At 59.2% G+C, this 25,538-nt stretch carries 25 protein-coding genes and 1 pseudogene; 19 read left to right on the top strand and 7 right to left on the bottom strand.

The genetic code is table 11. The features are described from left to right. Positions 1-152 precede the first annotated feature (152 nt). The 7 genes from speE to AC1Z24_RS22755 all read left to right on the top strand — a co-directional run bounded on the left by speE (position 153) and on the right by AC1Z24_RS22755 (position 8,087). Positions 153-1,013, top strand: coding sequence for a polyamine aminopropyltransferase (gene speE / locus AC1Z24_RS22785; RefSeq protein ID WP_483742816.1), 861 nt, complete (start codon positions 153-155; stop codon positions 1,011-1,013). 366 nt (positions 1,014-1,379) lie between these two features. Beyond that, positions 1,380-3,476, top strand: a complete 2,097-nt coding sequence (locus AC1Z24_RS22780) for an LTA synthase family protein (protein ID WP_483742815.1) — start codon at positions 1,380-1,382, stop codon at positions 3,474-3,476. A gap of 173 nt (positions 3,477-3,649) precedes the next feature. After that, positions 3,650-3,886, top strand: coding sequence for a hypothetical protein (locus AC1Z24_RS22775; protein WP_483742814.1), 237 nt, complete (start codon positions 3,650-3,652; stop codon positions 3,884-3,886). Between the two features lie 208 nt (positions 3,887-4,094). Continuing rightward, positions 4,095-4,466: a ribonuclease E inhibitor RraB gene (locus AC1Z24_RS22770; protein WP_483742813.1), complete on the top strand. Its 372-nt coding sequence runs from the start codon at positions 4,095-4,097 to the stop codon at positions 4,464-4,466. A 427-nt stretch (positions 4,467-4,893) separates the two neighbouring features. Further along, entirely contained in the window at positions 4,894-6,303 is a 1,410-nt protein-coding gene (locus tag AC1Z24_RS22765; RefSeq protein ID WP_259102114.1) for a circularly permuted type 2 ATP-grasp protein, read from the top strand. Between the two features lie 12 nt (positions 6,304-6,315). After that, the gene (locus AC1Z24_RS22760; protein ID WP_259102112.1) at positions 6,316-7,275 is read left to right on the top strand and encodes an alpha-E domain-containing protein; all 960 of its coding nucleotides are present in this window, start codon (positions 6,316-6,318) and stop codon (positions 7,273-7,275) included. Continuing rightward, complete coding sequence (locus tag AC1Z24_RS22755) at positions 7,272-8,087, top strand: transglutaminase family protein (RefSeq protein ID WP_259102109.1); 816 nt, start codon at positions 7,272-7,274, stop codon at positions 8,085-8,087. The genes AC1Z24_RS22760 and AC1Z24_RS22755 overlap by 4 nt, the downstream gene beginning before the upstream one ends. Positions 8,088-8,180: 93 nt before the next feature. Here AC1Z24_RS22755 and AC1Z24_RS22750 read toward each other — a convergent pair whose 3' ends face one another. Continuing rightward, complete coding sequence (locus AC1Z24_RS22750) at positions 8,181-8,987, bottom strand: c-type cytochrome (RefSeq protein WP_483742812.1); 807 nt, start codon at positions 8,985-8,987, stop codon at positions 8,181-8,183. Between the two features lie 5 nt (positions 8,988-8,992). After that, positions 8,993-9,364: a rhodanese-like domain-containing protein gene (locus tag AC1Z24_RS22745; protein ID WP_483742811.1), complete on the bottom strand. Its 372-nt coding sequence runs from the start codon at positions 9,362-9,364 to the stop codon at positions 8,993-8,995. A gap of 660 nt (positions 9,365-10,024) precedes the next feature. Between AC1Z24_RS22745 and AC1Z24_RS22740 the strand changes: the two genes are divergently transcribed. Further along, a complete protein-coding gene (locus AC1Z24_RS22740; protein ID WP_483742810.1) occupies positions 10,025-10,753 on the top strand; it encodes an amidotransferase in 729 nt (242 codons plus the stop codon). A 15-nt stretch (positions 10,754-10,768) separates the two neighbouring features. Here AC1Z24_RS22740 and AC1Z24_RS22735 read toward each other — a convergent pair whose 3' ends face one another. Further along, on the bottom strand, positions 10,769-11,740 hold the full coding sequence (locus AC1Z24_RS22735; protein WP_483742809.1) for a magnesium and cobalt transport protein CorA: 972 nt from the start codon (positions 11,738-11,740) through the stop codon (positions 10,769-10,771). A gap of 384 nt (positions 11,741-12,124) precedes the next feature. Here AC1Z24_RS22735 and AC1Z24_RS22730 point away from each other — a divergent pair, with 384 nt between their 5' ends. The 4 genes from AC1Z24_RS22730 (at position 12,125) to dsdA (ending at position 17,413) form a co-directional block, all read left to right on the top strand. Further along, entirely contained in the window at positions 12,125-13,360 is a 1,236-nt protein-coding gene (locus tag AC1Z24_RS22730) for an MFS transporter (protein ID WP_483742808.1), read from the top strand. 77 nt (positions 13,361-13,437) lie between these two features. Further along, positions 13,438-14,352: a LysR family transcriptional regulator gene (locus tag AC1Z24_RS22725; protein WP_483742807.1), complete on the top strand. Its 915-nt coding sequence runs from the start codon at positions 13,438-13,440 to the stop codon at positions 14,350-14,352. Positions 14,353-14,472: 120 nt separating this feature from the next. Beyond that, complete coding sequence (locus AC1Z24_RS22720) at positions 14,473-15,993, top strand: amidase (protein ID WP_483742806.1); 1,521 nt, start codon at positions 14,473-14,475, stop codon at positions 15,991-15,993. Positions 15,994-16,051: 58 nt separating this feature from the next. Then, positions 16,052-17,413, top strand: a complete 1,362-nt coding sequence (gene dsdA, locus AC1Z24_RS22715; RefSeq protein WP_483742805.1) for a D-serine ammonia-lyase — start codon at positions 16,052-16,054, stop codon at positions 17,411-17,413. 67 nt (positions 17,414-17,480) lie between these two features. On the opposite strand, the gene AC1Z24_RS22710 is transcribed toward dsdA, so the two are convergent. Both AC1Z24_RS22710 and AC1Z24_RS22705 read right to left on the bottom strand, forming a co-directional pair. After that, the gene (locus AC1Z24_RS22710) at positions 17,481-18,170 is read right to left on the bottom strand and encodes a crotonase/enoyl-CoA hydratase family protein (RefSeq protein WP_483742804.1); all 690 of its coding nucleotides are present in this window, start codon (positions 18,168-18,170) and stop codon (positions 17,481-17,483) included. A 257-nt stretch (positions 18,171-18,427) separates the two neighbouring features. Further along, complete coding sequence (locus AC1Z24_RS22705; RefSeq protein ID WP_483742803.1) at positions 18,428-19,102, bottom strand: class I SAM-dependent methyltransferase; 675 nt, start codon at positions 19,100-19,102, stop codon at positions 18,428-18,430. Positions 19,103-19,201: 99 nt separating this feature from the next. Here AC1Z24_RS22705 and AC1Z24_RS22700 point away from each other — a divergent pair, with 99 nt between their 5' ends. Both AC1Z24_RS22700 and AC1Z24_RS22695 read left to right on the top strand, forming a co-directional pair. Then, positions 19,202-19,936, top strand: coding sequence for a GNAT family N-acetyltransferase (locus AC1Z24_RS22700; RefSeq protein ID WP_483742802.1), 735 nt, complete (start codon positions 19,202-19,204; stop codon positions 19,934-19,936). Positions 19,937-20,145: 209 nt separating this feature from the next. Continuing rightward, complete coding sequence (locus AC1Z24_RS22695; protein WP_483742801.1) at positions 20,146-20,964, top strand: phosphatase PAP2 family protein; 819 nt, start codon at positions 20,146-20,148, stop codon at positions 20,962-20,964. A gap of 49 nt (positions 20,965-21,013) precedes the next feature. Here AC1Z24_RS22695 and AC1Z24_RS22690 read toward each other — a convergent pair whose 3' ends face one another. After that, on the bottom strand, positions 21,014-21,808 hold the full coding sequence (locus AC1Z24_RS22690; protein WP_483742800.1) for an ABC transporter permease: 795 nt from the start codon (positions 21,806-21,808) through the stop codon (positions 21,014-21,016). Beyond that, positions 21,805-22,494 (bottom strand): ABC transporter ATP-binding protein, encoded by a 690-nt coding sequence (locus AC1Z24_RS22685; RefSeq protein ID WP_483742799.1) that lies wholly within the window; start codon positions 22,492-22,494, stop codon positions 21,805-21,807. The genes AC1Z24_RS22690 and AC1Z24_RS22685 overlap by 4 nt, the downstream gene beginning before the upstream one ends. A 99-nt stretch (positions 22,495-22,593) precedes the next feature. Between AC1Z24_RS22685 and AC1Z24_RS22680 the strand changes: the two genes are divergently transcribed. The 5 genes and pseudogenes from AC1Z24_RS22680 to AC1Z24_RS22660 all read left to right on the top strand — a co-directional run. After that, positions 22,594-22,872: a DUF1330 domain-containing protein gene (locus AC1Z24_RS22680; protein WP_483742798.1), complete on the top strand. Its 279-nt coding sequence runs from the start codon at positions 22,594-22,596 to the stop codon at positions 22,870-22,872. 118 nt (positions 22,873-22,990) lie between these two features. After that, the gene (locus AC1Z24_RS22675; protein WP_483742797.1) at positions 22,991-23,449 is read left to right on the top strand and encodes a metallophosphoesterase family protein; all 459 of its coding nucleotides are present in this window, start codon (positions 22,991-22,993) and stop codon (positions 23,447-23,449) included. A 21-nt stretch (positions 23,450-23,470) separates the two neighbouring features. Then, positions 23,471-24,028, top strand: a complete 558-nt coding sequence (locus AC1Z24_RS22670) for a DUF924 family protein (protein ID WP_483742796.1) — start codon at positions 23,471-23,473, stop codon at positions 24,026-24,028. A 180-nt stretch (positions 24,029-24,208) separates the two neighbouring features. Further along, positions 24,209-25,078, top strand: coding sequence for a ZIP family metal transporter (locus AC1Z24_RS22665; RefSeq protein WP_483746690.1), 870 nt, complete (start codon positions 24,209-24,211; stop codon positions 25,076-25,078). A gap of 82 nt (positions 25,079-25,160) precedes the next feature. Then, positions 25,161-25,388, top strand: a pseudogene (locus AC1Z24_RS22660) (type VI secretion system baseplate subunit TssF); the annotation flags it as partial. Between the last annotated feature and the right edge of the window lie 150 nt (positions 25,389-25,538).

The raw sequence follows: 25,538 nt of genomic DNA, 5'->3' as shown, positions 1-25,538 counted from the left end.
AACACACGCCTGTAGGAATTTCATTCCAAATCCGATCTTCCAGGCGGTCTGAGCGCGTGCACGTTCGACCTGTCATGATTAGCGACGTAGAATGCGCGCCTTTCTTATGGGGCGGCTCACCGTCCTGCCATCAGCATTAAGGGACTCAACCCATGAGCGATTATCAAGAAACGTTGTACGAAGGTTATGGCCAGCGCTTTCGCATGGAAAAAATGCTTCACGAAGTGCGTACCGAGCATCAGCATCTGGTGATCTTCCAGAACCCGCGCATGGGCCGGGTCATGGCGCTGGACGGCGTGATCCAGACCACCGAAGCCGACGAGTTCATCTACCACGAGATGCTCACCCATGTGCCGATCCTGGCCCATGGCGCGGCCAAGCGCGTGCTGATCATCGGTGGCGGCGACGGCGGCATGCTGCGTGAAGTGGCCAAGCATCGCAGTGTCGAGCACATCACCATGGTCGAGATCGACGCCACTGTGGTCGAGATGTGCAAGGAGTTCCTGCCGGAGCACTCCAAGGGCGCATTCGAAGACCCGCGTCTGAACCTGGTGATTGATGACGGCATGCGCTTTGTCGCCACCACTGAAGAGAAATTCGACGTCATCATTTCTGACTCCACCGACCCGATCGGTCCGGGCGAAGTGCTGTTTTCCGAGAACTTCTATCAGGCCTGCCATCGCTGCCTGAACGAAGGCGGCATCCTGGTGACCCAGAACGGCACGCCGTTCATGCAGCTCAGCGGCGTGCAGACCACGGCCGGGCGCATGCGTGGCCTGTTTGCCGACTGGCATTTCTACCAGGCGGCGATTCCGACCTATATCGGCGGCGCCATGACCTTCGCCTGGGGTGCGACCAACAGCGACTATCGCAAGCTGCCCCTGGACATCCTGCGCCAGCGCTTCGCTGGCAGCGGCATCATCACCCGTTACTACAATCCGGAAGTGCATATCGGCGCCTTCGCTCTGCCGCAATACGTGCTCCAGGCTGTGAACAAGCCAAGCAACGACTGAGTCTGTGAAGTGCCCGGGCATCGTCGAAAATGCCCGGGCGAGTGCATTTTTGCAGTCGTGAACACAACTGCTTACACAATCTCCGGCTTTGTCGATGTCCCGTTACACCGCCACAACCCGCGCACGACAGAATTTTCACTCTGCGGCCTCGAAAATCCTCGATGAAATTTTGCCTGCCAACGGTGTAGGCCCTTGCATTGAGAGGCGTTAGCTTTCAGGCTTGCGCGCCATGTGTGCTGCCTGTCGGTCACAAGCTGGGGCAATGACGTAACATTTGCCCCCTCATCGGCGGCCGACCCTCTGGTCGCAACCGGCTGCACCGGTAATTTTGAACTTCAACCTGAATCCAACGGATCCTAGAACGACATGGCCCAAACGGACGCCCTGAGTCATAAGCCCGCCTCCGCGCGCGCGCTTCAACCCACCGTCAAATCGCATCTGGCCTACACGCTGATCAGCGGTCTGGTGCTAATGGTGATGTACAGCCTGCTGCGGCTGGCGCTGCTGGTCTACAACCGGGAAATGATCGGTCAGACCCCGGCTTCGACCTTTTTCGAGGCGTTCGGCAATGGCCTGCGTTTCGACCTGCGCCTGACGGTCTATCTGATCGCGCCGCTGCTGCTGGCTCTGCTCAGTGCCAGGGTCATGCGCTGGCGTGGGCTGTTCCGTTTCTGGCTGACGCTGGGAGCGAGCATCACGCTGTTCCTGGGCCTGATGGAAATGGATTTCTACCGTGAATTCCACCAGCGCCTCAACGGTCTGGTCTTCCAGTACATCAAGGAAGACCCCAAGACCGTCATGAGCATGCTCTGGTACGGTTTCCCGGTGGCCCGCTACCTGATCGCCTGGGCGCTGGTGACCTGGCTGCTGAGCCTGGTGTTCAAGGGCGTTGACCGTATGACCCGGCCGCGTCGCGAATTCAGCATTGGTGCCAACAGCAATCGTTCGGTTGCCCCCTGGTACAAACGCATTGCCGTTCTACTGGTCTGCGTCGCCATCGCCGTCGTTGCTGCCCGCGGCACGCTGCGCCAAGGTCCTCCGCTGCGTTGGGGGGATGCCTACACTACGGACTCCAATTTCGCCAACCAGATGGGGCTCAACGGCACTCTGTCGCTGATCGAAGCGGCCAAGAGCCTGGGTTCCGATGATCGCTCCAATATCTGGAAATCCACCATACCGCAGCCCCTGGCACAACAGACCGTGCGTGACATGCTGCTGACCGCCAACGACAAGCTGGTGGATGCCGATATCGCCGCCATTCGCCGTGATTTCACGCCGCCTGCCGCCAACACGCTGCCGGTGAAAAACGTCGTGGTGATCCTGATGGAAAGCTTCGCCGGTCACTCGGTGGGCGCCCTGGGGGCCAAGACCAATATCACGCCGTATTTCGACAAGCTGGCCCAGGAAGGCCTGCTGTTCGACCGTTTCTTCTCCAACGGCACCCATACCCACCAGGGTATGTTCGCCACCATGGGGTGCTTCCCCAACCTGCCGGGCTTCGAATACCTGATGCAGACGCCCGAGGGTGCCCACAAGCTCTCCGGTCTGCCAGCGCTGCTCAGCGCGCGCAACTATGACGACGTGTATGTCTACAACGGCGATTTCGCCTGGGACAACCAGTCGGGCTTCTTCAGCAACCAGGGCATGACCACCTTCATCGGCCGCAACGACTTCATCAACCCGGTGTTCTCCGATCCGACCTGGGGTGTTTCCGACCAGGACATGTTCGACCGTGGCAACCAGGAACTGAAGGCCCGTGAAGCCACCGGCAAGCCGTTCTATGCCCTGTTGCAGACCTTGTCCAACCACACGCCTTACGCATTGCCAGCGAATCTGCCGGTGGAGCGCGTGACCGATCAGGGCACCCTGAGCGAGCACTTGACCGCCATGCGTTATGCGGACTGGGCCCTGGGCCAGTTCTTCGAAAAGGCCAAGAAAGAGCCTTACTTCAAGGACACCATCTTCGTCATCGTCGGCGACCATGGCTTCGGCAACAACACGCAGCTGACGGAAATGGATCTGGGCCGCTTCAACGTGCCGATGTTGATCATCGCACCGGGCATCCAGCAGAAGTTTGGCCAGCGCAGCCACACCGTGGGTACGCAGATCGATATCGTGCCGACCATCATGGGCCGCCTCGGTGGCGAGACCCGTACCCAGTGCTGGGGCCGTGACCTGCTCAACCTGCCGGAAGGCGACAAGGGCTTCGGTGTGATCAAACCGTCGGGCAGCGAGCAGACCGTCGCCCTGATTACCGGTGACCGTATCCTGATCGAGCCCAAAGGCATGGATCCGAAGGTCCTGACTTACACCCTGGGCGGCAATCAGCATGCCGAAGAACTCAAGGATGTGCCTGACCTGGACGCACTGCGCCTGAAGCTGGAAAGCTTCCTGCAAACCGCGACCAAGAGCCTGCTGGATAACACTGCGGGTGTGGCACCGAGCAAGAACAAGGGCCAGTAAGGGTTTTGTTCGAAACAAGAGAGGGCGCCAGTGATGGCGCCCTTTTTTTTGCAATGAGCTCCAACAAAACGTCATGTCGGTGATAGGTGAGCCCCGGTGTTTTTTGAACGAATGCCCGCGCGCTCATGTCCGAATCAGGTAAGCCGTTTTCCCGGCCGAGCTGAGGAGACATCATGAAGCAGTGGATCATTTCGTATCAGGATAAAGATGGCGAACAACGTAAGTACCCTCATCCCGCCGAGCAGCGGCCAACCGAGGAAGAAGCGGCACAGCTCCTGCGAAAATATCTGTATCCGGTGACATCCGATCTGGATCTCAACGATCTTGAGGGACGCACCGCAGAACCTACGGTCAAGTCGTTGGATGAGCAGAACAGCGTCAAGATTATCTCGATCGCCGAAGCGTCCTGAACGACCAGCAAAAAGCCCATTGGCAGAACGCCGAAGTTGGGGTTACTCTGCAAATGAGTCCGGTCAATTGCTTTGCCGGACTCTTCCATGTCTACGCCGGGCACACTGCCCGGGCTTGTCCGCTTCATGCTTGACTCCTTCGCGGCAGAGTATCTGCTGCGTTCGGGAGCGTTGAAACTCTATCTATCGTTGCATAGGAGGACGTTTCATGAGCACAGCCTATCAAGATGACATCAGCGGTCACGTACTGCGCCGCATGAAAGAGAGCGGTTTCGATTTCGCACGTATCCATCCCATCGAGTTCTATGCCACTTTCCCGAACGAGGAGCGGGCCCGGCAGGCAGCAGAGCAATTTCGTGGAGAATCCTTGAATACCCAGATCAACCCCGGTGATGACGGCGCATGGCATATGCAACTGAGTAAAGTCATGCATGCCACTTACGACGGCATCGGGGATTTTGAACAGGACTTCCAGATGGCCATCACCCCGCTCGATGGTGAGGTGGAGGGCTGGGGAGTGGTCCAGGAAGTATCAGCTGAGCAACGCCTTGCAAATATGACTCCGCGTTACTCGTGTTAAAAGCGACGGTCAGCCCCTCACAGGGCTGGCCGTTTTTTTATTGTTTTGAAATGTCGTGCGCAAAAAAAAGCCACTCAAGAGAGTGGCCCAAAGGGAAGTCCAATAATAATTCCGGTCATCGCAAACGCTGTTGTCTTTTCGAAAAATCTTCGCGTGGCTACGGCTGACACTTGTGTTTGCTAGGTTGCCCGGGATTATCCGGAAACAAATGTCTCCTCGGGAAATCAACTCTGGCTATGCTGGTGATAGATTTAACGATGAAGGACGCTTCCGAATGAGGCGTAGGAGAATTGGTGAGGGCGGATATTGCACAGGAATGGTGCGTTGTTCGTTTGTTGTATATCTAACCAATTGATAAATAAGCGTTTATGCCGATGGCACGGGCCTTGCGAAGGCTCTTGGTGTCCGTGGTGACAAGGAGTACGGCATGATCCGCACCTTTTATGATGAGATGTACGATGCAGGCGGGCTGGTCCGTCCGCATTATCGGGAGTTCGCCCGCTGGCTGGGTGACACGCCTCCTGAATTGCTGGCTCAACGCCGGCGTGAAGCCGACTTGCTGTTCCACCGCGCCGGGATCACGTTCACGCTCTATGGTGACGAACAGGGCACAGAGCGCCTGATCCCCTTTGACACGATCCCGCGCAGCATCCCCGCCAGCGAATGGCGGATCGTCGAACGAGGCTGTATTCAGCGCGTCAAGGCGCTGAACATGTTCCTCGCCGACCTGTATCACGACCAACGTATCATCAAGGCGGGGATCATCCCGGCCGAGCAGGTGCTGGCCAACGAGCAGTATCAGTTGGCAATGCAGGGCCTGAACCTGCATCGTGATCTTTACTCGCATATCTCTGGTGTCGACCTGGTACGCGATGGTGACGGCACGTATTACGTTCTCGAAGACAACCTGCGTACCCCCAGCGGCGTGAGCTACATGCTCGAAGACCGCAAGATGATGATGCGTCTGTTCCCCGAGCTGTTCTCCGCGCAACGCATTGCCCCTATCGACCATTATCCAAGCCTGCTGCTCGATACCCTGAAAAGCTCAAGCCATCTGGATAATCCGAGCGTGGTGGTGCTGACGCCGGGTCGCTTCAACAGTGCGTTCTTCGAACATGCCTTCCTGGCACGGGAGATGGGCGTGGAGCTGGTGGAAGGCGCCGACCTGTTCGTACGTGACGATCGCGTTTTCATGCGCACTACCGATGGCCCCAAGGCTGTCGACGTGATCTACCGCCGTCTGGATGATGCTTTCCTCGATCCCCTGGCGTTCAACCCGGATTCGATGCTGGGCGTGCCCGGCCTGCTGTCGTCCTACCGTTCCGGCAATGTCGTGCTGGCCAACGCCATCGGCACGGGTGTCGCCGATGACAAGTCGGTTTATCCCTATGTCACGGACATGATCCGTTTCTATCTGGATGAAGAGCCGATCCTCAAGAACGTGCCGACCTGGCAGTGCCGCAAGCCCGAAGAGTTGTCCCATGTGCTGGCCAACCTGGGTGATCTGGTGGTCAAGGAAACCCAGGGCTCCGGCGGTTACGGAATGCTGGTGGGACCTGCGGCCACGGCGGCGGAAATCGAGTCTTTCCGCGCTCGCCTCAAAGCCAAGCCACACGCTTATATCGCGCAACCCACATTGTCCCTGTCGACCTGTCCGACCTTTGTCGAGAACGGCATCGCCCCGCGACACATCGATCTGCGCCCATTCGTTCTTTCCGGCCGCGAAACACGCGTCGTGCCCGGCGGCCTGACCCGCGTTGCATTGCGCGAAGGCTCGCTCGTGGTGAACTCGTCGCAGGGTGGCGGAACCAAGGACACCTGGGTGGTCGAGGATTAAGGATGCCTGCCAATGCTAAGTAGAACTGCCTCGGATCTGTACTGGATGTCACGTTACCTGGAGCGAGCGGAGAATCTCGCCCGAATGCTGGACGTGAGCTATTCGCTGTCATTGATGCCCCAGGACGGGCGTGGCGACGGGCTGGATGAAATCGCCATGCCGCTGCTGATCACCGGCACCCTGGAGACCTATCTGGAGCGTCATGGCGAGCTGCATGCCGAGCGCATGCTGCATTTCTTCGCCCTGGACGCAGCCAACCCGGCGAGCATCTACAGCTGCCTCGGCGCGGCCCGGGCCAGTGCCCATGCAGTGCGCGGGCGAATCACCGCCGACATGTGGGAAAACATCAACTCCACTTATCTGGAGATTCGCGGGATCGCCGAGCAGGGCTTGAGCCGCTACGGCATGAGCCGTTTCTGCGAGTGGGTCAAGGAGCGTTCGCACCTGTTCCGTGGCGCGACCTATGGCACCATCATGCGTAACGATGCGTTCCGTTTCATTCGTCTGGGCACCTTTATCGAGCGCGCCGACAACACCATGCGCATGCTTGATGCCCGCTACGAAATGCTCGAACTGCGCGGCACCCAGGCCAATGCGGCGGCCGATAACTCGGCGGCCGGTTATTACGAATGGAGCGCCTTGCTGCGCGCCCTGTCGTCGTTCGAGGCCTATACCGAGGTCTACCGCGACGCGCCGGGCGCCCGTCATGTGGCCGAGCTGTTGTTGCTGCGCGCCGATATCCCGCGCTCCCTGCGCGCCTGTCTTGAAGAGCTGGACCAGATTCTCGCCAGCCTGCCGGGCGCCAACGGTCGTCCAGCCCAGCGCCTGGCGGCGGAAATGGATGCACGCCTGCGCTACACCGGGATCGACGAGATCCTCGATGAAGGCCTGCACGAATGGTTGAACGAATTCATCCCGTTGGTAGCCCAACTGGGTGACGCTATCCACACTTCATACCTGGAGGCTGCATGAGACTCTCAATTAGCCACGAAACGACCTATCACTACGACGATCAGGTTCGGGCAAGCATCCAGTATTTGCGCCTCACGCCCCATGACAGCGAGCGCCAGCACGTCTTGAGCTGGCAGTTGAACCTGCCGCGTCCGGTGCGCGCGCAGATTGACCCGTTCGGCAATATCCTCCATGTGCTGACCCTCGACGAGCCCCATGAAGCCATCATCATTGGTGCCCGTGGTCAGGTCGAGATCGACGAAAAGCGCGAGTCCGAGCACGAAAGCCAGTCGGCCCTGCCGTTCCTGCGCTTTACCCGCTTGACCGAGGCCGACGAGGCGATGCGCATCTTTGCCGCCAAGCAATGCCGCAAGCGCAAGGATCGCACCGCGCTGATCGACCTGATGCACGGCATCAACGAGCACATCACCTACACGCCGGGCTCGACCGAAGTGGAAACCAGCGCGATCCAGGCGTTTGCCGGTCGTTCCGGTGTCTGCCAGGACCATACCCACACTTTCCTTGCTTGCGCCCGCAGCCTGGGAGTTCCGGCGCGCTACGTGTCTGGCTACTTGTACAGCGAAGACAGCGAACACCTGTCCAGCCATGCCTGGGCCGAAGCCTGGATCGATGATGCCTGGTATAGCTTCGACGTGACCAACCAGTTGGCCGTACCTGCACGTCACCTGAAACTGGCGGTGGGGCTGGACTACCTGGACGCCTGCCCGGTACGTGGCATGCGTCGTGGCGGCGGCTCCGAGCAGATGCACGCCAAGGTCTCGGTCACGCCATCGCCGGTGGCCTTGCCGATGATGCAGGCGCAGGTGCAGTAAGTTAGGTCGTTGGAGCGAGGCTTGCCCGCGAATACGTCGGTACATCCGACATCGTATTCGTGTGCAAACCTCGCTCTAACGAATCAGGGCGCTTCAATTCCCCGCCCGCCGCTCCGCCATATGCTGTAAATACCCGATTATCTGGTTCAGCTCACCGTCCGACAGCACCTCTGCCGGGATGGCGGGCATGCGTGCCTGTGGCCATTGGCGCAGGTCCTGGGGATTGCGGATATACAGTTTCAGGTAATCAGCGGTGAAGTATTCGGTGGGGCTGTGGGGCATGTTCAGGTCGGGGCCGACTTGGGCATCGCCTGCGCCGTTGAGCCGATGGCAGGCCAAACAGTGTTTCTGGAACAGAGCGAAACCCAGATTGACCGGATCGTCGGCGGCCAGCGCCGGGTCTGGAGTCAGCGCCGGGAAGCGTTCGGCCACTGACGCCAGCAGGCGCACCTTGGCCACGGCATAGGGCCACTGTTCCGGGCCGATGTCGCCAGCCTGAGGATCGGTCCACACCAGATAAAACGGTCCGGCGCTGTGTTTGCCAGCGCCCAGTGACGGCCAGGGCTGAGCCGGGTCTTCAATGGCCAGCCAGGCCCGTGCGCCACGGTTCTGCAGCAGGGGCCCGGCAGACAGCTCGGCGGCAAAGCCATCAGTGGCCACGACCTGCAAATGGTTTTGCGGGCTGACACCGCCAAGCAGGGCCGCCATCGGCACCACGCGGTAAGTCATCTCTCGCTTGTAGGAAACATCATTGGCTATGCGCACTTCCTGCACCAGAGGGTGGCTCAGCAGTTGCGCGGTGTCCCAGGTATGGACGCCGTCGGCCAGTTCGACGGTCAATTGCGCGGCGTGCAACGGAAGCGCCAGCAAGGTGCCGGCCAACAGGGATAAAAAACGCAAGGACGTTACTCCGCAGGATCATCGCTGGTGTCATACAGGGCGTTATGCAGCTCTTCATAATCGCCGCCGTTGATGATGCCGGAATATCCCGCTCTTATCAGCCGATCTTGCGCTTTACTGGCCTTTTCAATGCTGCTGCTGAAGATGACTACGGAGACGTTACGGTCGTTGAGCACCTGTTTGAGTTGGTTGACCAGACGCACTTCATCGACGCGGATGGCGTTGAGTACCGTACCGGCATCGTAGTCGGTCTGGGGACGCACATCGATTGCCAGCTTGCCCTCACGCAAGGCACTCACAGCGCCAGCTTGATCCACCTCTCCCGCCAGGGCAGTGCCCCAGCAGGCCAGAGTAATGACTGCGATCCATTGATGCATTGGCCGTCCTCCACGAGTCGATGGAAGAAGATTGGCACAGATAAGCTCAACCTGCTGAGTCAATCAGCCGAACAGGCGGGTCATGTTCGGCAGGATCAGCAAGAGCGTGGTGACGAACACGATGAGTCCGGCTTGGCGTAGTTTTGACTGCTTGTACTTGAACATGGCTGACCGCCTTTATTGTTATTGCCTGAGCGAAAAAAGCTCACCGATTTCATTCAAAGAGAACCGGGCAGCTTGCAAAGGTGATTGCGCTGAACAGTGGCTTCGACCGCATGAGGGGCGACAGCCTGGGCACATGATCTGTTTTTTATTGTGCCTGCTGCTACAGACCTAACCTTAGAGCCCGCGTGCGCCACGGCTTAGAACCATTTCGTATCTAAAAGGCTACATTTCCAATCTGAAAGTTATGTGGCAAGGCACATGACTTGCGCCGTTGGCTGGCTAGACACCTTGCCGACTTCGGTCAAGGCAACTAGCCATTACTACCGTTCGTCTGACTCCGATAGTTCCTACGAGGCTCGCCTTGCTGTCGCCCCCACTTAACAGTTCAGGTTCAGGCGTTTGTGGGCAGACTGGTTAAACGCCGCTTGCCATGCGCCGCCGGTTCAAGGCAGGCTCTATTCCTGCACTATTGCCTTTATTGCTTCAGGTATTTTTATGTCGTTACGCATCTGCATTCTGGAAACCGACATCCTGCGCCCGGAACTGGTCGATCAATATCAGGGTTACGGGCGGATGTTCGAGCGGCTGTTCTCGCGTCAGCCGATCGCCGCTGAATTCACCGTCTATAACGTGATGCAGGGCGTCTACCCCGCACTGGATGAGCGTTTCGATGCTTATCTGGTCACCGGCAGCAAAGCCGACTCCTTTGGCAGTGACCCGTGGATACAGGTCCTCAAGGAGTATCTGCTGCAGCTCTACGGCCGTGGCGACAAGCTGCTCGGCATCTGCTTTGGTCACCAATTGCTGGCGCTGCTGCTCGGTGGCAAGACCGAGCGTGCCACCCAGGGCTGGGGCGTGGGCATTCACCATTACGACCTGGCCCCGGCCAAAGCCTGGATGACCCCGGCCATGGACAAGCTGACTCTGCTGATCAGCCACCAGGATCAGGTCACCACCTTGCCAGCCAATGCCACGGTGATTGCCTCCAGCGAGTTTTGCCCGTTCGCCGCCTACCATATCGAAGATCAGGTTCTGTGTTTCCAGGGACATCCCGAGTTCATCCACGAATATTCGCGCACCTTGCTGGATATTCGTCAGGAATCCCTGGGCGAGCAGATCTATCAGAAAGGCATCGCCAGCCTCGACCACGAGCACCATGGCACGACAGTGGCGGAGTGGATGATGCGCTTCGTCGCCAACAAACCGGCCACCGAAACGCTATGAAGGGCGGGGCTGGGCTCAGAACCAGCCCAAACGCCGGAACATCAAAAACAGTGACGTACAACCGGTAAAGATCACGCCCAGCACAATGAAGTAGCCGTATTGCCAGCTCAGCTCCGGCATGTGTTGGAAGTTCATCCCGTAGATTCCGGCAATCGCCGTGGGGAAGGCCAGGATCGCCGCGCCTGCGGCGAACTTGCGCTGCACAATGCTCTGTCGCGATGACTCCAGCAGCATGCCGACTTCGATAGTCTGGCTGGCGATATCGCGCAGGTTGGCGAGGTCCTCCATCTGCCGTTTGACATGGATTTCCACATCACGGAAGTACGGCCGCATGTTCTTGTCGATAAACGGGAAGTTGAGCTTCTGCAGCTCTTCGCCGACTTCCACCATCGGCGATACATAACGCCGCAGGCGCAGCACGTCACGGCGCAGGCTATGGATACGCTGGATATCGGCCTCGTTCAGCGAGCCGCTGAGTACGCTGTGTTCTAGGTCTTCCAGCTCGCAATGAATGGCCTCGGTGACCGGCTGGTAATTCTCGGTGACGAAATCCAGCAGGGCATACAGCACGAAATCCTCGCCATGTTCCAGCAGCAACGGCCGCGCTTCACAACGTTGGCGCACTAGCCCGTAGGACTTCGACTGACCATTGCGCGAGGTGATGATGTAGCCCTTGCCAGCGAAGATATGGGTTTCGATGAATTCGAGTTTGCCGTTCTCGCGAATCGGCGCGTAGGTCACGATAAACAGGCCGTCGCCGAAGCTTTCCAGCTTGGGCCGACTGTGAATTTCCAAGGCGTCTTCGATAGCCAGTTCATGCAGGTTGAACTGCTTCTTCAGGCTGGCCAGTTCGCTGGGGTCGGGCTGCTCAAGGCCGATCCAGACAAAATGCCCCGGCTTGGCGGCCCAGGCCGCGCCTTCATCGAGGGTGATATTGGTGACTTTCTTGCCTGCGTGGTAGACAGCGGCAGCAACGACTCGGCCCATGGCAGTTCACTTCTTTCTTATAGGGTGGCAGTAAGGGCAGCTTAGCGCGTCAAACTCCTCAACTGTAGGAGATGAGCACAGCGTTCATGGGACCCATCACCTGCCGGATAATTTCACCCGACTCGCTGTCGAGAGATCTTGCCTGTTTTTTTTCACGGGAATCTAACGCTGCTGAGACGATTAATCAGCACCATAACGCACCTGTTCAGTGCGAGCGGGACCATTTGAATGGCTGTAAATGCGCACTTTAACAGGGCTCTCGCACCACGGGCGTGCTATGAGTTTTTGCGAAGGCTCTGCTCTAAAACCGTCACTTGTTCACTGTTTTTCGCACTCCTAGGATGACCCCACGAATTACCCAGCCATCGAACAGGCGTGCAAAAAATGAAAATTAAAAATGCTCTGCACAGACCCCTGGTGGTCTTTGTTCTTTTGTATCTCGGTTATGTCATCTCATATATCGACCGCTCGGCGATTTCCCTGGCGCTGTCCCATATTGGCAAGGACTTCAATCTGGGCCCGGCAGAACTGGGTGTGGTGCTCAGCGCGTTTTATCTCGGTTATGCCGCCATGCAGATTCCCGGCGGCTGGCTGGCGGATCGCTTCGGCGCCAAGAGCGTGGTCATTGTTTCGATCAGCCTGTGGTCGATCTTCACCCTGATGACCGGGCTGGCCTGGTCCCTGGCTTCTTTGCTGGTGATCCGTTTTCTGTTCGGTCTGGGGGAGGGCAGCTACCCCTCTTCGGCGATCAAGGGGGTTGCCGAGATCTATACGCGAAAGGACCGGCCGAAGATGGCCAGCCTGATGATTTCCTCCAACTACACCGGCAGCTTCATCGCCCCCCTGATCATTGCGCCATTGATTCTCTGGCTGGGCTGGCGGGACGTGTTCCTGGCCATCGGTGTGGCCGGCATTATCTTCGCGGTAATGTACGCCGCCGTCGTCAAGCGTCCTGAGGCTTATGGCAACTATCAGCCACAAAGCGGCTCGCTGGAGGGCAAGGCCAGTACCCGGGAACTGCTGCGCATGCCGTTGCTGTGGAAGATCGTAGCCATCTGGTTCGCCCTTGGCTTGGTCAACAAGGGGCTGGATGCCTGGATGCCGATGTATCTGTTGACCGCTCGCGGGCTGGATCTGAAGACCGTCGGCCTGCTGGTGCCGCTGCCTTTCATCAGTGCGGCTATCGCCACGGCCATGGGGGGCTGGCTGATGGTCAAGTACTTCGACGGGCGGGAAAAATACCTGATGACGGGCAGCTGTATCCTGACCGGGGTGTTTCTGTATGGCATGTACACCTCGCAAACCACTTCTGAAGTGATTGCCTATCAGGCCGCGGCATACTTCTTCAAATCCTTCGTGTTCGCCGCCGCGTTTGCCCTGCCGACCAAGATTCTCTCGCAGCGCCTGGTAGGTACCGGCATCGGCATGGTCAATTTCGGCGGGCAGTTAGCCGGTTTCGTATCGCCCATGGCGATCGGGTTCCTGGTGTCGTACTACAAGACTTACGATTCGGCTTTCCTCTTCCTGATTGGCGCCACGGCGGTGGCCACTCTGATCAGCATGTCCCTGAGTGCCAGCAAGATTCTCTCGGTGCAACAGGCCAACGCCCACGAGGCCTGATCATGTCACGCACACTCGGCAGGCCGACTGGCAATGGATTAAGCTCGACTGCCTACCGCACAGAGAAATCCATTCCCATGAGCGCTCGAACCTTGAGTGAGACCGCTGTTCGCTACTTCCTGCAAGTGGTCAACAGCGGGTCGATCAGCGAAGCGGCTGCTCGTCTGCATGTGGTGCCTTCTGCGGTCAGCCGCCAGATCAGTCGCCTGGAAAGCGAACTGGGTTCGGTGCTGTTCGAGCGCCAGTCCCGTGGTGTCAGCCTGAGTCCGGCAGGGGAGTTGCTGGCCGCTTATGCTCGCCGCACCCTGCTCGACGCCGAGCAGGTCAGCCAGGAAATCAGCGCCCTGCGTGAGCAGTCCGAATCCCTGATCAGCATCGCCTGTACCGAAGGTTTTGCCTCGCAGTGCCTGCCGGGCGCCATCGCCGGTTTTCGGGCGGGGGGCGCCGGGAGCTGTTTTCGGATCGTCGTCGCCTCGGCCCTGGAGGTGACACGGATGGTCCGTGAGGCCGAAGTGGACATCGGCTTTTCCTTCAGCCTTGGCGTGGCCAAAGACATCAGCGTGGTCTACAGCCAGCCGGCGCCGATCCTGGCGGTGGTCTCGCCGGGCCATCCGCTGGCTGACAGCGGGACCCAGGCGTTGAAACAGGTGGTCGAGCATCCGCTGGCGCTGCCGGGGCCGGACACCACGATCCGTCAACTGCTGAACCTGTATTGCAGTCGCGAAGGGCTCAATTACAAAAGTGTTCTGGACAGTGATCACCTCGAAGCATTGTTGACGTTCTGCATGTCCGGTGCCGCTATCACGTTCTGCGGTGAGTTGTTCGTACGCGAGCGTTTGCGCCAAGGACATCTGGTGGCGCTGACCGTGCCCGAGATGTGTGGTGGCGAGCGCTTCATCGAGATCCAGACCATGGCCAGGCGGCCCTTGTCGACACACTTGCAAGCCTTTATCGAATACATGAAGTGCGTGTTACCTGACACCCATTGCTGACCTTGAATAATCGTTGCAACTGGCATCTTTAAAAGGCATCGCAGCCTTCTAAAAATGTCGGTTGTTGCCCCGCGCCCCGATTTTTATATTGGCCGCAGACTTTTAGTTGAGAACCCTTTTATGCAAACGCAGAACGAACTGGTCGGCAAAAGCGCCGTCGAGCTGAAGCAGTTGATGGACAGCCGGGAAATCTCGCCCGTGGAATTGCTCGATGCCTGCATTGCACGTATCGAGGCGCTTAACCCGAAGATCAATGCGTTCTGCGCCACTTCTTTCGAGCGTGCCCGTGAGGAAGCGCTGGCCGTCGAGCAGGCAATCATGAAGGGGCAGCCGCGCGGTCTGCTCAGTGGCCTGCCCATCGGGATCAAGGATCTGGAAGAAACCGAGGGATTGTTGACCACCTATGGTTCGCCGCTGTTTCGCAGCAATGTGCCGGCCAGGGATAACGAGCTGGTGCGGCGCTTGCGCGCGGCCGGAGCGGTGGTGGTTGGCAAGACCAACGTGCCGGAAATGGGAGCAGGGGCCAACACCCGCAATCCGGTCTGGGGGGCCACGGGGAACCCGTTCAACCCTCGACTCAATGCCGGCGGTTCGTCCGGTGGCGCTGCGGCGGCCCTGGCCGTAGACATGGTGCCGCTGTGCAGCGGTTCGGACACCGGTGGTTCGTTGCGTATCCCGGCAGCCAAATGCGGGATTGTCGGCCTGCGCACTTCGCCGGGCCTGGTGCCCAGCGAGCGAAAACTGTTGGGCTGGACGCCGATTTCCGTGGTTGGGCCCATGGGCCGCACGGTCGATGACACCTGGCTGCAACTGGCCGCGACAGCGGGCGTGGCCGCCAGCGACCCGTTGAGTTATGAGTTCAGCATGCCCGGTGCCGTCAGCGTTGGCGTGGACCTGTCGACCCTGCGGGTCGGCTACACCGAAGACTTCGGTGTCTGTGATGTCGATGACGATATCCGTCAGGTATTCCGTAACAAGATAGCTGCGCTCAAAGGTGTATTTGCTGTCTGTGAAGAAGTACAGATCGACATGCAGCACGCTCATCGCTGTTTTGACGTGGTGCGTGCCGAAGCGTTTGTCGGCAGTCTGCAGGCCGCCTACGAGAAAGATCCGGATTCGCTGGGCCCCAATCCGCGCGCCAATTATGAAATGGGCGCGCAGATGTCGCTCAAGGACTGTGTCTGGGCCGGTGCCGAGCAGACCCGTATCTTTCGTCGTTTCCAGCAACTGTTCAGCCAGTATGACCTGATCCTGTCGCCGACCACGCCGGTCTCGGCGTTCCCTTGGGAGCAGCCATACCTGACCCACATCAACGGCGTGGAACTGGAAAATTATTATCGCTGGCTGGCCCTGACCTACGTCGTCACGCTGGCGACCAACCCGGCCCTGTCCATGCCGCTGGGTGTCGATCACTTGGGCATGCCGTTCGGGATGCAACTGATCGGCAAGTTCCGTGGTGATTTGGAGCTATTGCTGGCAGCCCGCGCCCTGGAAAGTCACTGCGAGCAGAGCGCCGACCTGCGTCGTCCGCTGCCGGATCTTGAGGCCCTGGCCGCCAGCGCCGTGGACCTGTGGACGCCGGTCACCCATCCGCCGCTGGAACAGGCCGTGAGCACTGGCGCCGGTCTCTCCGCTGTTTGATTCGCCTATTTGATGAGTTGCGCACAGCCGTGAAGGTGCGCGCAGCGGAGACCTGAGCATGCTTACGTCGGTGTATGGAAAAAAACTGTCGGACTGGACGCGGGAATTTCCGTTGCTGTCGGCAGTGCTGCAACTTGAGCCTGTCACCTGGTTCAACCCGGCCGTCGCGCCAATGGCCCAGGCTCTTGATGACATTGTCCTGAGGCCGGCCGATGTGGCCGATGCCAGCGCGCGCCTGCAGCGTTTTGCGCCGTTCCTGGCTCAGGTATTCCCTGAGGTTGCGATCAGCAATGGCATCATCGAGTCAGAGCTGGTCGAGGTGCCGAACTTTGCTCAGGCGTTGTGCGAACGCTATGCCGTTACTGAACCGGTCAGGCTGCTGCTGAAAAAAGACAGCCATCTGCCGATCTCGGGTTCGGTCAAGGCGCGGGGGGGGATTTATGAGGTGCTGTTTCATGCCGAACAATTGGCCATCCGCCATGGCCTTCTGAGCGTCGACGATGACTACCGCAAACTCGCCGAGCCGGATTGCCAGGCGTTGTTTGCGGCGCACAAGATCGCTGTCGGCTCTACTGGCAACCTGGGCATGTCCATCGGTATCGCCGGTGCCCGTCTGGGTTTCGCGACCACCGTGCATATGTCCGCCGACGCCCGGCAATGGAAGAAAGACAAGCTGCGTAGCCATGGCGTCAGCGTTATCGAATATGCCGGAGATTACGGTCAGGCTGTTGAGCAGGGCCGCAAGGAAGCGGATGCCGATCCAGGCTGTCATTTCATCGATGACGAAAACTCCACCACGCTATTCCTCGGCTATGCGGTGGCAGGGGAGCGTCTCAAGGTGCAGTTCGAGCAGCGCGGGATCAAGGTCGATGCCGAACATCCGTTGTTCGTTTACCTGCCTTGCGGGGTGGGTGGCGGCCCTGGCGGCATTGCTTTCGGCCTGAAGCTGGCGTTTGGTGACCACGTTCACTGCGTATTTGCCGAGCCTGTTCAGTCGCCGTGCATGCTCATGGGCGTCTATACCGGATTGCACGACGGTCTGGCCGTGCAGGATTTCGGCATCAGCAATCTGACCGCTGCCGATGGACTGGCCGTGGGGCGGCCCTCAGGATTTGTCGGCCGCTCCATGCAGCGCATGCTGGATGGTTATTACACGCTCAGCGATGAAGAGATGTTCGCCTTGCTCTACCTTATGCAGTCGACTCAGGGGATCGCTCTGGAGCCTTCAGCGCTGGCCGGGGCGCCGGGTTTTGCCAGGGTGTTGCATGATCAGGCCTATCGCCAGCGCGTCGGGCTTGAAGGAGCAGGATGCGCCAATGCCACCCATCTGATTTGGGCCACGGGTGGCGGCATGGTGCCTGAGGCCGAAATGGACAAGTACATCGTTGCCGGACATACGCTGGTCACGGCGGGGTTGTGATGGCCTGCGGGGCCGACTTTTACCGGCCCCGCCGTTTTCTGCTGACACAACCGTTGCGCTCGACGGCTTACAACGCGTGGTGCTGATCCTCTTCGATCGCCTTGTCCAGAGTCTCCAGCAGCGCCTTGCGCACCTTGAGCTTGGTCTTTTTGTGCGCGTTCATATTGATCTTCTGCAATTGCAGGGCAACGTTGCGCGCCGCTTGCGGCAACTCTTCGACGCTGACCAGCTTGTCGAAGAACCCGGCCTCCATCGCACCTTTGGGATCGAACATCTCGCCATTGATCACCGAGCGGTTGAACGCCGATTTGCGCAGGCGATCACGGGCCAGTTCGATGCCGACATGGTGCATGGTCATGCCGATCTGCACTTCGTTCAGGCCGATACTGAATGGGCCTTCGACACCAATGCGGTAATCCACCGACAACAGCAGGAACGCGCCCTTGGCCACGGCATGGCCGGGGCAGGCGGCGATCACCGGGAAGGGGTGCGAGAGCAGGCGGCGGGACAGCGTGGAGCCGTCCTTGACCAGATTGATCGCCGCCTCGGGGCTGGAGGTCATGACCTTGAGGTCGTAGCCGCCGGAAAGAATACCCGGCTGACCGGTGAGGATGACCACCGCGCGATCCTTCTCGGCCTGGTCCAGCGCAGCATTCAGGGCGCTGATCACATCCGGGGAAAGGGCATTGACCTTGCCGTTGCTCAGGGTCAGCGTGGCGATGCCCTCTTGCAGCTGATACGAGACCAAATCACTCATGACGCCATTCCTTTTTATTGAAGTGTGCAGACGTTACTCACCCGCGCGGAGCAGGTAAAGCGATGACTGACGGGTCAGGATTTTAGGGCGGCAGTCAGCTCTGTGAGAGCTGATTCTGTAAAATCGAATTTGGTGAGAACGAATTCTGTAGGAGCGAATTCATTCGCGAAGAGGCCGGTACATTCGACCCATTCCACGGCCTGTAATAATGCTTTCGCGAATGAATTCGCACACAAAGAATAAATTGATCCAGTGGGTCACAGGTTGTTCGGAAGAACGGCCACCTTCGCCGTAAACAACGCCACCTTGCCGACCACCTCAATCTCTACGTCGGCAAAGTGCAGCGCCAACGCCGTACGCAACCCTTCAACGCTGTCGCTGCGATTACCGAAAATCCCCTTCTTGTTGTAGACCTCCATCAGCTTGCTGCCAAAACCGTTGTGCCCGGCTTCGTCGCCAAGAATGGTCGCACCGTAGAGCACGCCGCCGTCGGCCAGGGCGTGCTTGAGGTTGGCGAAGACGTGGGCCTTTTCCAGCATGCTGCCGGGCAGGCAGTGCAGCAGGTAGAACAGGGAAATCGAGTCGTACTGCCCGAGCAGCTCGGCGGGCAGCGGCTGGAATATGTCATGGCGAATGACCCGTGTGCTGGCGCGGTTCAGGCGCTTGCGGGCGGCCTCCAGGCTGCTGGTGTTGAGGTCGACCAGGGTGACGGCGGTGGAGTGGGGCAGTTGCGCCTTGGCCAGGTAGTAGCCGGTGCCGACGCCCACATCCATATGGCGAAAACCCACATGGCGACGGAAGAACGGCAGCAGTACCTGGCGGGTCGGGCACTGCCATGCCCATTGATTGGAGATACCCAAAACCCAGGCGTCGTAGAGTTTCAGGGTCAAGGGGGAGTAGACGGCTGCGCCTGCTTCGCTGGTTTGTTGCATGGGACCTCGGTCGTGGTTGTGCCTGCCTTGGGTTGCACTGTGATCGCTGATCGGCAGCAACATCTTTATGGTGATTCGCGAGCTGACATCATAGAGTCTATGTCTCGATTCAGTCACCAGAAGAACAGCGCCTTGGAAACTATCGACTTCGAACTGGACAACCCCGTCTGGCATGCCCTGAGCGGCCCCCACGCTCCTCTGCGCACTGCCACGCCACTGGCCGCCATTTACAACCCGGCGGTGTCGCGCTTTGCCGGGTTGCTTGAACCCTCTGCCGAAGCCTTTGCCCAACTGGCAAGCCTCACTGAACCTGAGGAAATCATCGCCCTGGACACGGCCTGGCCCGTCAGCCCGTCGCCGCACTGGCAGGTGGTCAATGTCGAGAACCTTGAGCAGTTCGTCTGCGGGCAGCCCATCGCATCGGCCATTGTCGGGGCGGACAGGGTGACGGCGTTGAGTACGGATGATGTCGAGCAGATGCTTGATCTGGCTGCCCGGACACAGCCCGGCCCGTTCAGCGCCGAGACCATTCGTTGCGGCTATTACGCGGGGGTGTGGGAAAGCGCACAACTGGTGGCCATGGCCGGTGAGCGTCTGACCTTGGGCCATGCTGTGGAGATCAGCGGGGTGTGTACTGCGGCAAGCCATCGGGGCCAGGGGCTGGCCGGGACCCTGGTGCAGCTGTTGGCGGCCCGGGCCCAGGGTTTGGGCAAATTGCCATTTCTGCATGTGCGGACCGCCAATGTCTCGGCGATCCGGCTTTATGAAATACTCGGCTTTCGCCATCGCCGCACGATGCAGTTGACCATTCTCAAGCGCAATGCGGTTGCCTGAATGTAACGCAATCTGCGCAAATGACCGAAACTCTGTGGGAGCGAATTACGCACACACACACACACACACAGAAACTGCGCCCGCAACATGAAACTTGCTTGCGGGCACCATTCCCCTACCGATTTTTCACGCCGCCTTTACTTTTTCCACGGCATAGTTGTCGTCGGGCCTGTGAAACCGTCGCAGGGTTTGTGTTCCAAGGGTTTGCAGTGAATACCTTTCTTGATTCCGTGTTGTTTCTGGTGGCGTTTGTCTTGGTGATTCTGGGCCTGCGCATGGCTGTCCGTTATTTCTTCCTGACCCCCGAAGAGCGACTTGGCGACGACGTGCAACGCCCCATGACCGAGCCGGCCGGGCTGATTCTTCGCCTGTTGCAGGTGGCCGGTGCACTGGCCGTGTGGCTGGTGGTGCTGGCGACCCTGGTGATGAAGTGGCCCGGTCAACTGGTACTGGACACTGCAGTCAATAACTCGCTCACGGCGTTTCGTGCGCCCTGGTTGCTGCATCTGTTTTTGCTATTGACGATCCCCGGCACAGTTATCTTCGCAACCCTGGCCGTGGCCACGGTTTCGGCGCTGCTGTTCTGGGCAGATCGGTACAAGCGCGTCATCCCCCTGTGGGTGGCATTCGTCGGCGCCGAATTCACTACCTGGGTTTTCAAATACATCGTCAACCGTACCCGGCCACCGTTTCTCGATGGCATCGTCGAACTCAACCCTTCTTTCCCCAGCGGGCACGCCACGGCTTCTACGGTGGTTCTGGGTTTTATCGGTTACATGCTGGCGAGCACGCTCACGCGCCGCCAGCGGCGGGTCGAAGTGGGGTTCTGGTTTGCTGCAGTGGTGGCTTCTGTGTGTTTCAGCCGCCTGTTCCTCAGCCTGCATTACCTCAGCGACGTGCTGGCCGGGTTGTCGATTGGTGGTATGTGGCTGTTGATCGGCATTGCCATTGCCGAGTGGCAGAAGACGCTTTCGTGGGAGCCGGCTCGCTGGCGATCGGGTGCGAAGCGCTCGCAAGGGCAGCGGTGAATGATCGGGCGCCATGGCGAGCAAGCCGGCCCCCACCGGGATATCGCCTTCAGGCCCGCACCTTGAGTTTATGCAGCAAAAATCGATGGTCCGTCGAAAACAGCCGTCGGTAGGTCATCAGCACTGCACCCACTGTACCCAGCGCTGCCGAGGCGGCAATCAGGAACATGATCACGATCTGATAGCGCACCGCATCCACCGGGCTCTCCCCGGCCAATACCTGGCCGGTCATCATGCCCGGCAGGCTGACGATGCCCACCACGCTCATCTGGTTGAGGGTAGGGATCATCCCCGCCCGTACTGCCTGGCGCACGGCCACCTGCGCCGCTTCCCAGCGCGAACCGCCCAGGGCAAGGATCATCTCCACCGTGCCGCGTCCGGAGGTGAGTTCCTGACTCATGCGCTCGATGCCCAGGGATACGCCGGTCAGGGTATTGCCCAGAATCATGCCCAGGATCGGGATCGCATACTGCGGCTCATACCAGGGGCGAATGCGAATGACCACAAACAACCCGACAGCTGCGATCAGCCATGAACTGACCCATACCGACACGATGCTGTCGACGTACTGCCCCTTGTAGCCACGCTTGCCGCGTCCGGCGGCAGAAATACCGGCAATCAGGGTCATCAGGCACATCAGTGGCAATACCACATACCAATAGGCGAACTGGAAAACCCAGCCCAGCAAATAGCCGATGGCGAGCAATTGCACCACGGTCCGCACCGCCGCCAAAAGCAACTGCCGCCCCAGGTCCAGTTTCAAGAGTACGGACAGCAGACCGTTGATCAGGATCAGCGCGGCGGCGATGGCCAGGTCGGTGACGGAAAGATTCTGATAGTTCATTGCGCTTGCGGCCCTGTCATTACGCCAGCGTCCATGGTCCAGTGGCTGCCGCCCATGCGTCGAGCCTGATCCAGGTCATGGGAGACCCAGATAAAGGCTCGTTCCTGCGCGGCATCAGTATTGAACCAGGCCTGTATCAGCGCTTCGATTTCCCTGGCTGATACCGGGTCCAGCGCCGCCGTGGGCTCATCCAGCAGCAGCACGTTCGGGTCCAGTTGCAGGGTTCTGATCAGGGACACCACCTGTGCTTCGCCGCCTGACAGATCACCTGCGGTCTTGGCCAGAAAGCCCGTGCCTTTGCCGGCGCGATCCAGCAGCGCCCGAACCTTGTCGAGGGAGAACAACAAATGCCGTGAGGCCTTGAGGCTGTAGGGAAAACGCAGGTTATCTTCCACGGTGCCTTCAAGGAGCACTGGTCGTTGCGACAGGTAACAGACGCGACTGCGATAGTGCGGCACCTGTGCATCTGCGACAGGTTGGCCGCGCCAGAGGATTTCCCCGCAAGTCGCCCCATCCAGCAGCGCCAGAGTGCGCAGAAAAACGCTTTTCCCCGAGCCTGATGAGCCGGTGATCGCAACGTGATCGCCCTTGCGCAGGGCGAAGTGGGTAGGTTGCAAAAGGACCTGAGCACTGCCGTCGGCGACTCGCGTCAGTGCCCTGGCCTCGACCAGTATTTCACTGCCCATATTGAATATTCCGCCATTTTTACGTGGGCAGAAATTAACATCCAGGACGTGATAGCTTCGTTAAAACCATCAACGCCTTTCATCAACCGAGGAGTCACCATGAGCGTCTACCTGTACGTTGAAATCACCGATAAAGACGAAGCCGCCAAAGCCCAATACGCCGAGGTTGCCGGTGCGACCATTGAAAGCGTCGGCGGCCGCTTCCTGACCCGCGGCCCGTTGACCACCCTGCATGGCGAAAGCCCCTTCGAGCGTGGCCTGATCGTTGAATTCCCGGACCGCCAGACCGCCATCGACTGGTACAACAGCCCGGCATACCAGGCCATTCTCGAAACCCGCAATACCGCATTTGACAGCCGCTTCGTCTTGATTGGCTGATAAAGAATTGATGTGGGACCGGCTTTGGCCGGGAAGGCTCAGGCAGGGGCGATAAATTGCTATCGCCTTGCATTGTCTCCCCGGCTAAAGCCGGTCCCACAGGGAAACATCATCATTTATGAATATCGGCGTGATTTCCGACACCCATGGCCTGCTGCGCCCCGAGGCGCTGGCGGCATTGCAGGGCTGCGAACAGATCCTCCATGCGGGCGATATCGGCAAGCCCGAGATTCTTGAGCAACTGGCGGCCATCGCGCCGTTGCAGGTGGTGCGCGGCAATAACGACCTGAATTTGCCCTGGGCCGAACACATTGCTGACTCGCTGCGCCTGGATTTCAAAGGTTGGCAGGCCTTGTTAGTGCATGACATCGCCGATGTCCCCGCCGAACTGGATGCGGATATCAGGCTGGTCATCACCGGCCACTCCCACAAGCCGCGCATTGACTGGCGCGGCGAGCGGTTGTGGCTCAATCCAGGCAGCGCCGGGCCGCGACGCTTCAAGTTGCCGGTGACGCTTGTTGTGCTTGACGTGCTGGCCGGGTCAATCGAACCTCGATTGATTTCCCTGCTCGAATAAAAAACCATCCGAGGCACCGATTTGACCGACAGAGCAAATAATCCGGCGACGCCCCAAACCATCATCGAATTCTGGAAGCAGGCCGGTCCCAAGCGCTGGTTCCGTAAGGACGATGACTTTGATCAGCTGTTTCGCGAGACCTTTTACAGCGCCCACTTCCAGGCCGCCCGCCGTGAGCTGGAACACTGGCTGAGCGACGCCGAAGGTGCTCTGGCATTGCTGCTGTTACTCGACCAATACCCGCGCAATGCCTTTCGTGGCACAGCGCATATGTTTGCCACCGATTCACTGGCCTGTTACTACGCACGGCAAATGGTCGAGGCCGGTCTGGACCGATTGATTGAGGGGCCATTGCGGGCATTCTGCTATCTGCCCTTCGAGCATGCGGAAAACAACGACGATCAGCGCTTGGCCGTGCAATTGAATCAGGCGCTGGATCCCAAGGACTTCAAGTGGGCCAAAGAGCACGCCGAGATCATCCAGCGCTTTGGCCGTTTTCCCCATCGCAATGCGCTATTGGGGCGGGTGAGTACCGAGGAAGAGCTGGCGTTTCTCGAGGATGGCGGATTTTCCGGCTAAAGCCGGTCCCACAAAAAGCTGCCAGCTAATACCGCCCGTCGCACCCCGCAACTTTTTTTAAACTTTTAATGCCTTCAAACGTTTCTGATATCGGTGGGCGTCATCTTCGTGTCGCCATCGAGTGCTCAGCAACAGTAGGGAGGTCACGTGGCAGAATCGGTTTCGCCCGACAGGGGCACGGTGCATTACTGGTCAGGCGTATCGTTCTGGCTGACCCTGGCGGCAGTCGCGGCCCTGTTACTGGCCAGCGGCTACAGTGCGCTGACCGGCGCCAGCGGTGATCACCTGCGCCTGGCGATGCTCGGTGGCACCGGCGGCTTTGCCGCGACCGCACTGGGCGCGGTGTTTGCCCTGGTGCTGCGCAACATTGCCGCGCGCACCCAGGACATCATGTTGGGTTTCGCTGCGGGCATGATGCTGGCCGCCAGCTCCTTCTCTCTGATTCTGCCCGGCATCGACGCCGCGCAGGCGCTGGTCACCAACAAGGTGCTGGCCGCCGGGATCGTGGTGATCGGGCTGGGGCTGGGTGTAGCGCTGATGATCGGCCTGGATCGCTTCGTCCCCCATGAGCATCAGGACCTTGGCCGCAAAGGCCCGGAAGTTCAGCGGATCAACCGGATCTGGCTGTTTGTCCTGGCGATTACCCTGCACAACCTGCCCGAAGGCATGGCCATCGGTGTCAGTTTTGCCGACGGCAATATGAAAGTCGGCCTGCCGCTGACTACCGCCATTGCCATTCAGGATATTCCCGAAGGCCTGGCCGTCGCCCTGGCCCTGCGCGTAACCGGCATCAGTACGTGGAAAGCCGCGCTGATCGCCGTCGGCTCGGGCCTGATGGAACCCTTGGGCGCACTGATCGGCCTTGGTGTTTCCATGAGTTTTGCCCTGGGCTATCCCATTGCTTTGGGGCTGGCCGCCGGGGCAATGATCTTCGTGGTCTCCCACGAAGTGATTCCCGAGACCCACCGCAACGGCCACGAAACCCCTGCCACCTTGGGCTTGATGCTGGGGTTTGCGGTGATGATGTTTCTGGATACGGCGTTGGGCTGAGGCCGCAAACTAGCTCCTGAGTTGATTGCTTCAATTGAGTCAAACACCATGCAGCGCGCCTTTCTCTGATGACTTGAAGAGGGAACGCTTCGAGAAAGGCTTTCTACTGCGCGGGGTGGATATCCAGGTCACCCTGGATCGCAACGGCTTTGCCGGCGACGGCGATATCTGCCTGTTTGGCGAAATGCTCAACCGCTTCTTTGCCCTGTATGCCGACATTCACCTGTTCAATCGGCTGACGGTGATCCTCGGTCCCGATGAACCTTGGCTGCGCTGGGACGAGAATCATAGTCAGCGGATTCCAGGCTAAGCACTTGCAACAGATGTATCAAAAGATTCCTTCTATCACCCCCAAATAGTGAGGCTATTAGACCTGTGCCCAGACGCGGCTATCTTTATTCAGGTTCTGCACCTGTGTGCCCCTGATCAGGACATAAAAACAAGGCGTAAGCCCGCACCA

The sequence above is a fragment of the Pseudomonas sp. JL23 genome (assembly GCF_056933585.1).
Note: the sequence above shows the minus strand (reverse complement) of the source record. Positions and strands in the feature narration are given on the sequence as shown.

Excerpts from the sequence above, each read along its gene's own strand:
- AC1Z24_RS22755 (WP_259102109.1), top strand. The coding sequence starts at position 7,272 with ATGAGACTCTCAATTAGCCACGAAACGACCTATCACTACGACGATCAG.
- AC1Z24_RS22770 (WP_483742813.1), top strand. The coding sequence starts at position 4,095 with ATGAGCACAGCCTATCAAGATGACATCAGCGGTCACGTACTGCGCCGC.
- AC1Z24_RS22720 (WP_483742806.1), top strand. The coding sequence starts at position 14,473 with ATGCAAACGCAGAACGAACTGGTCGGCAAAAGCGCCGTCGAGCTGAAG.
- AC1Z24_RS22725 (WP_483742807.1), top strand. The coding sequence starts at position 13,438 with ATGAGCGCTCGAACCTTGAGTGAGACCGCTGTTCGCTACTTCCTGCAA.
- AC1Z24_RS22765 (WP_259102114.1), top strand. The coding sequence starts at position 4,894 with ATGATCCGCACCTTTTATGATGAGATGTACGATGCAGGCGGGCTGGTC.
- AC1Z24_RS22775 (WP_483742814.1), top strand. The coding sequence starts at position 3,650 with ATGAAGCAGTGGATCATTTCGTATCAGGATAAAGATGGCGAACAACGT.
- AC1Z24_RS22740 (WP_483742810.1), top strand. The coding sequence starts at position 10,025 with ATGTCGTTACGCATCTGCATTCTGGAAACCGACATCCTGCGCCCGGAA.
- AC1Z24_RS22675 (WP_483742797.1), top strand. The coding sequence starts at position 22,991 with ATGAATATCGGCGTGATTTCCGACACCCATGGCCTGCTGCGCCCCGAG.
- AC1Z24_RS22700 (WP_483742802.1), top strand. The coding sequence starts at position 19,202 with ATGTCTCGATTCAGTCACCAGAAGAACAGCGCCTTGGAAACTATCGAC.
- AC1Z24_RS22730 (WP_483742808.1), top strand. The coding sequence starts at position 12,125 with ATGAAAATTAAAAATGCTCTGCACAGACCCCTGGTGGTCTTTGTTCTT.
- AC1Z24_RS22680 (WP_483742798.1), top strand. The coding sequence starts at position 22,594 with ATGAGCGTCTACCTGTACGTTGAAATCACCGATAAAGACGAAGCCGCC.
- AC1Z24_RS22705 (WP_483742803.1), bottom strand. The coding sequence starts at position 19,102 with ATGCAACAAACCAGCGAAGCAGGCGCAGCCGTCTACTCCCCCTTGACC.
- AC1Z24_RS22735 (WP_483742809.1), bottom strand. The coding sequence starts at position 11,740 with ATGGGCCGAGTCGTTGCTGCCGCTGTCTACCACGCAGGCAAGAAAGTC.
- AC1Z24_RS22710 (WP_483742804.1), bottom strand. The coding sequence starts at position 18,170 with ATGAGTGATTTGGTCTCGTATCAGCTGCAAGAGGGCATCGCCACGCTG.
- speE (WP_483742816.1), top strand. The coding sequence starts at position 153 with ATGAGCGATTATCAAGAAACGTTGTACGAAGGTTATGGCCAGCGCTTT.
- AC1Z24_RS22745 (WP_483742811.1), bottom strand. The coding sequence starts at position 9,364 with ATGCATCAATGGATCGCAGTCATTACTCTGGCCTGCTGGGGCACTGCC.
- AC1Z24_RS22780 (WP_483742815.1), top strand. The coding sequence starts at position 1,380 with ATGGCCCAAACGGACGCCCTGAGTCATAAGCCCGCCTCCGCGCGCGCG.
- AC1Z24_RS22690 (WP_483742800.1), bottom strand. The coding sequence starts at position 21,808 with ATGAACTATCAGAATCTTTCCGTCACCGACCTGGCCATCGCCGCCGCG.
- AC1Z24_RS22685 (WP_483742799.1), bottom strand. The coding sequence starts at position 22,494 with ATGGGCAGTGAAATACTGGTCGAGGCCAGGGCACTGACGCGAGTCGCC.
- dsdA (WP_483742805.1), top strand. The coding sequence starts at position 16,052 with ATGCTTACGTCGGTGTATGGAAAAAAACTGTCGGACTGGACGCGGGAA.
- AC1Z24_RS22760 (WP_259102112.1), top strand. The coding sequence starts at position 6,316 with ATGCTAAGTAGAACTGCCTCGGATCTGTACTGGATGTCACGTTACCTG.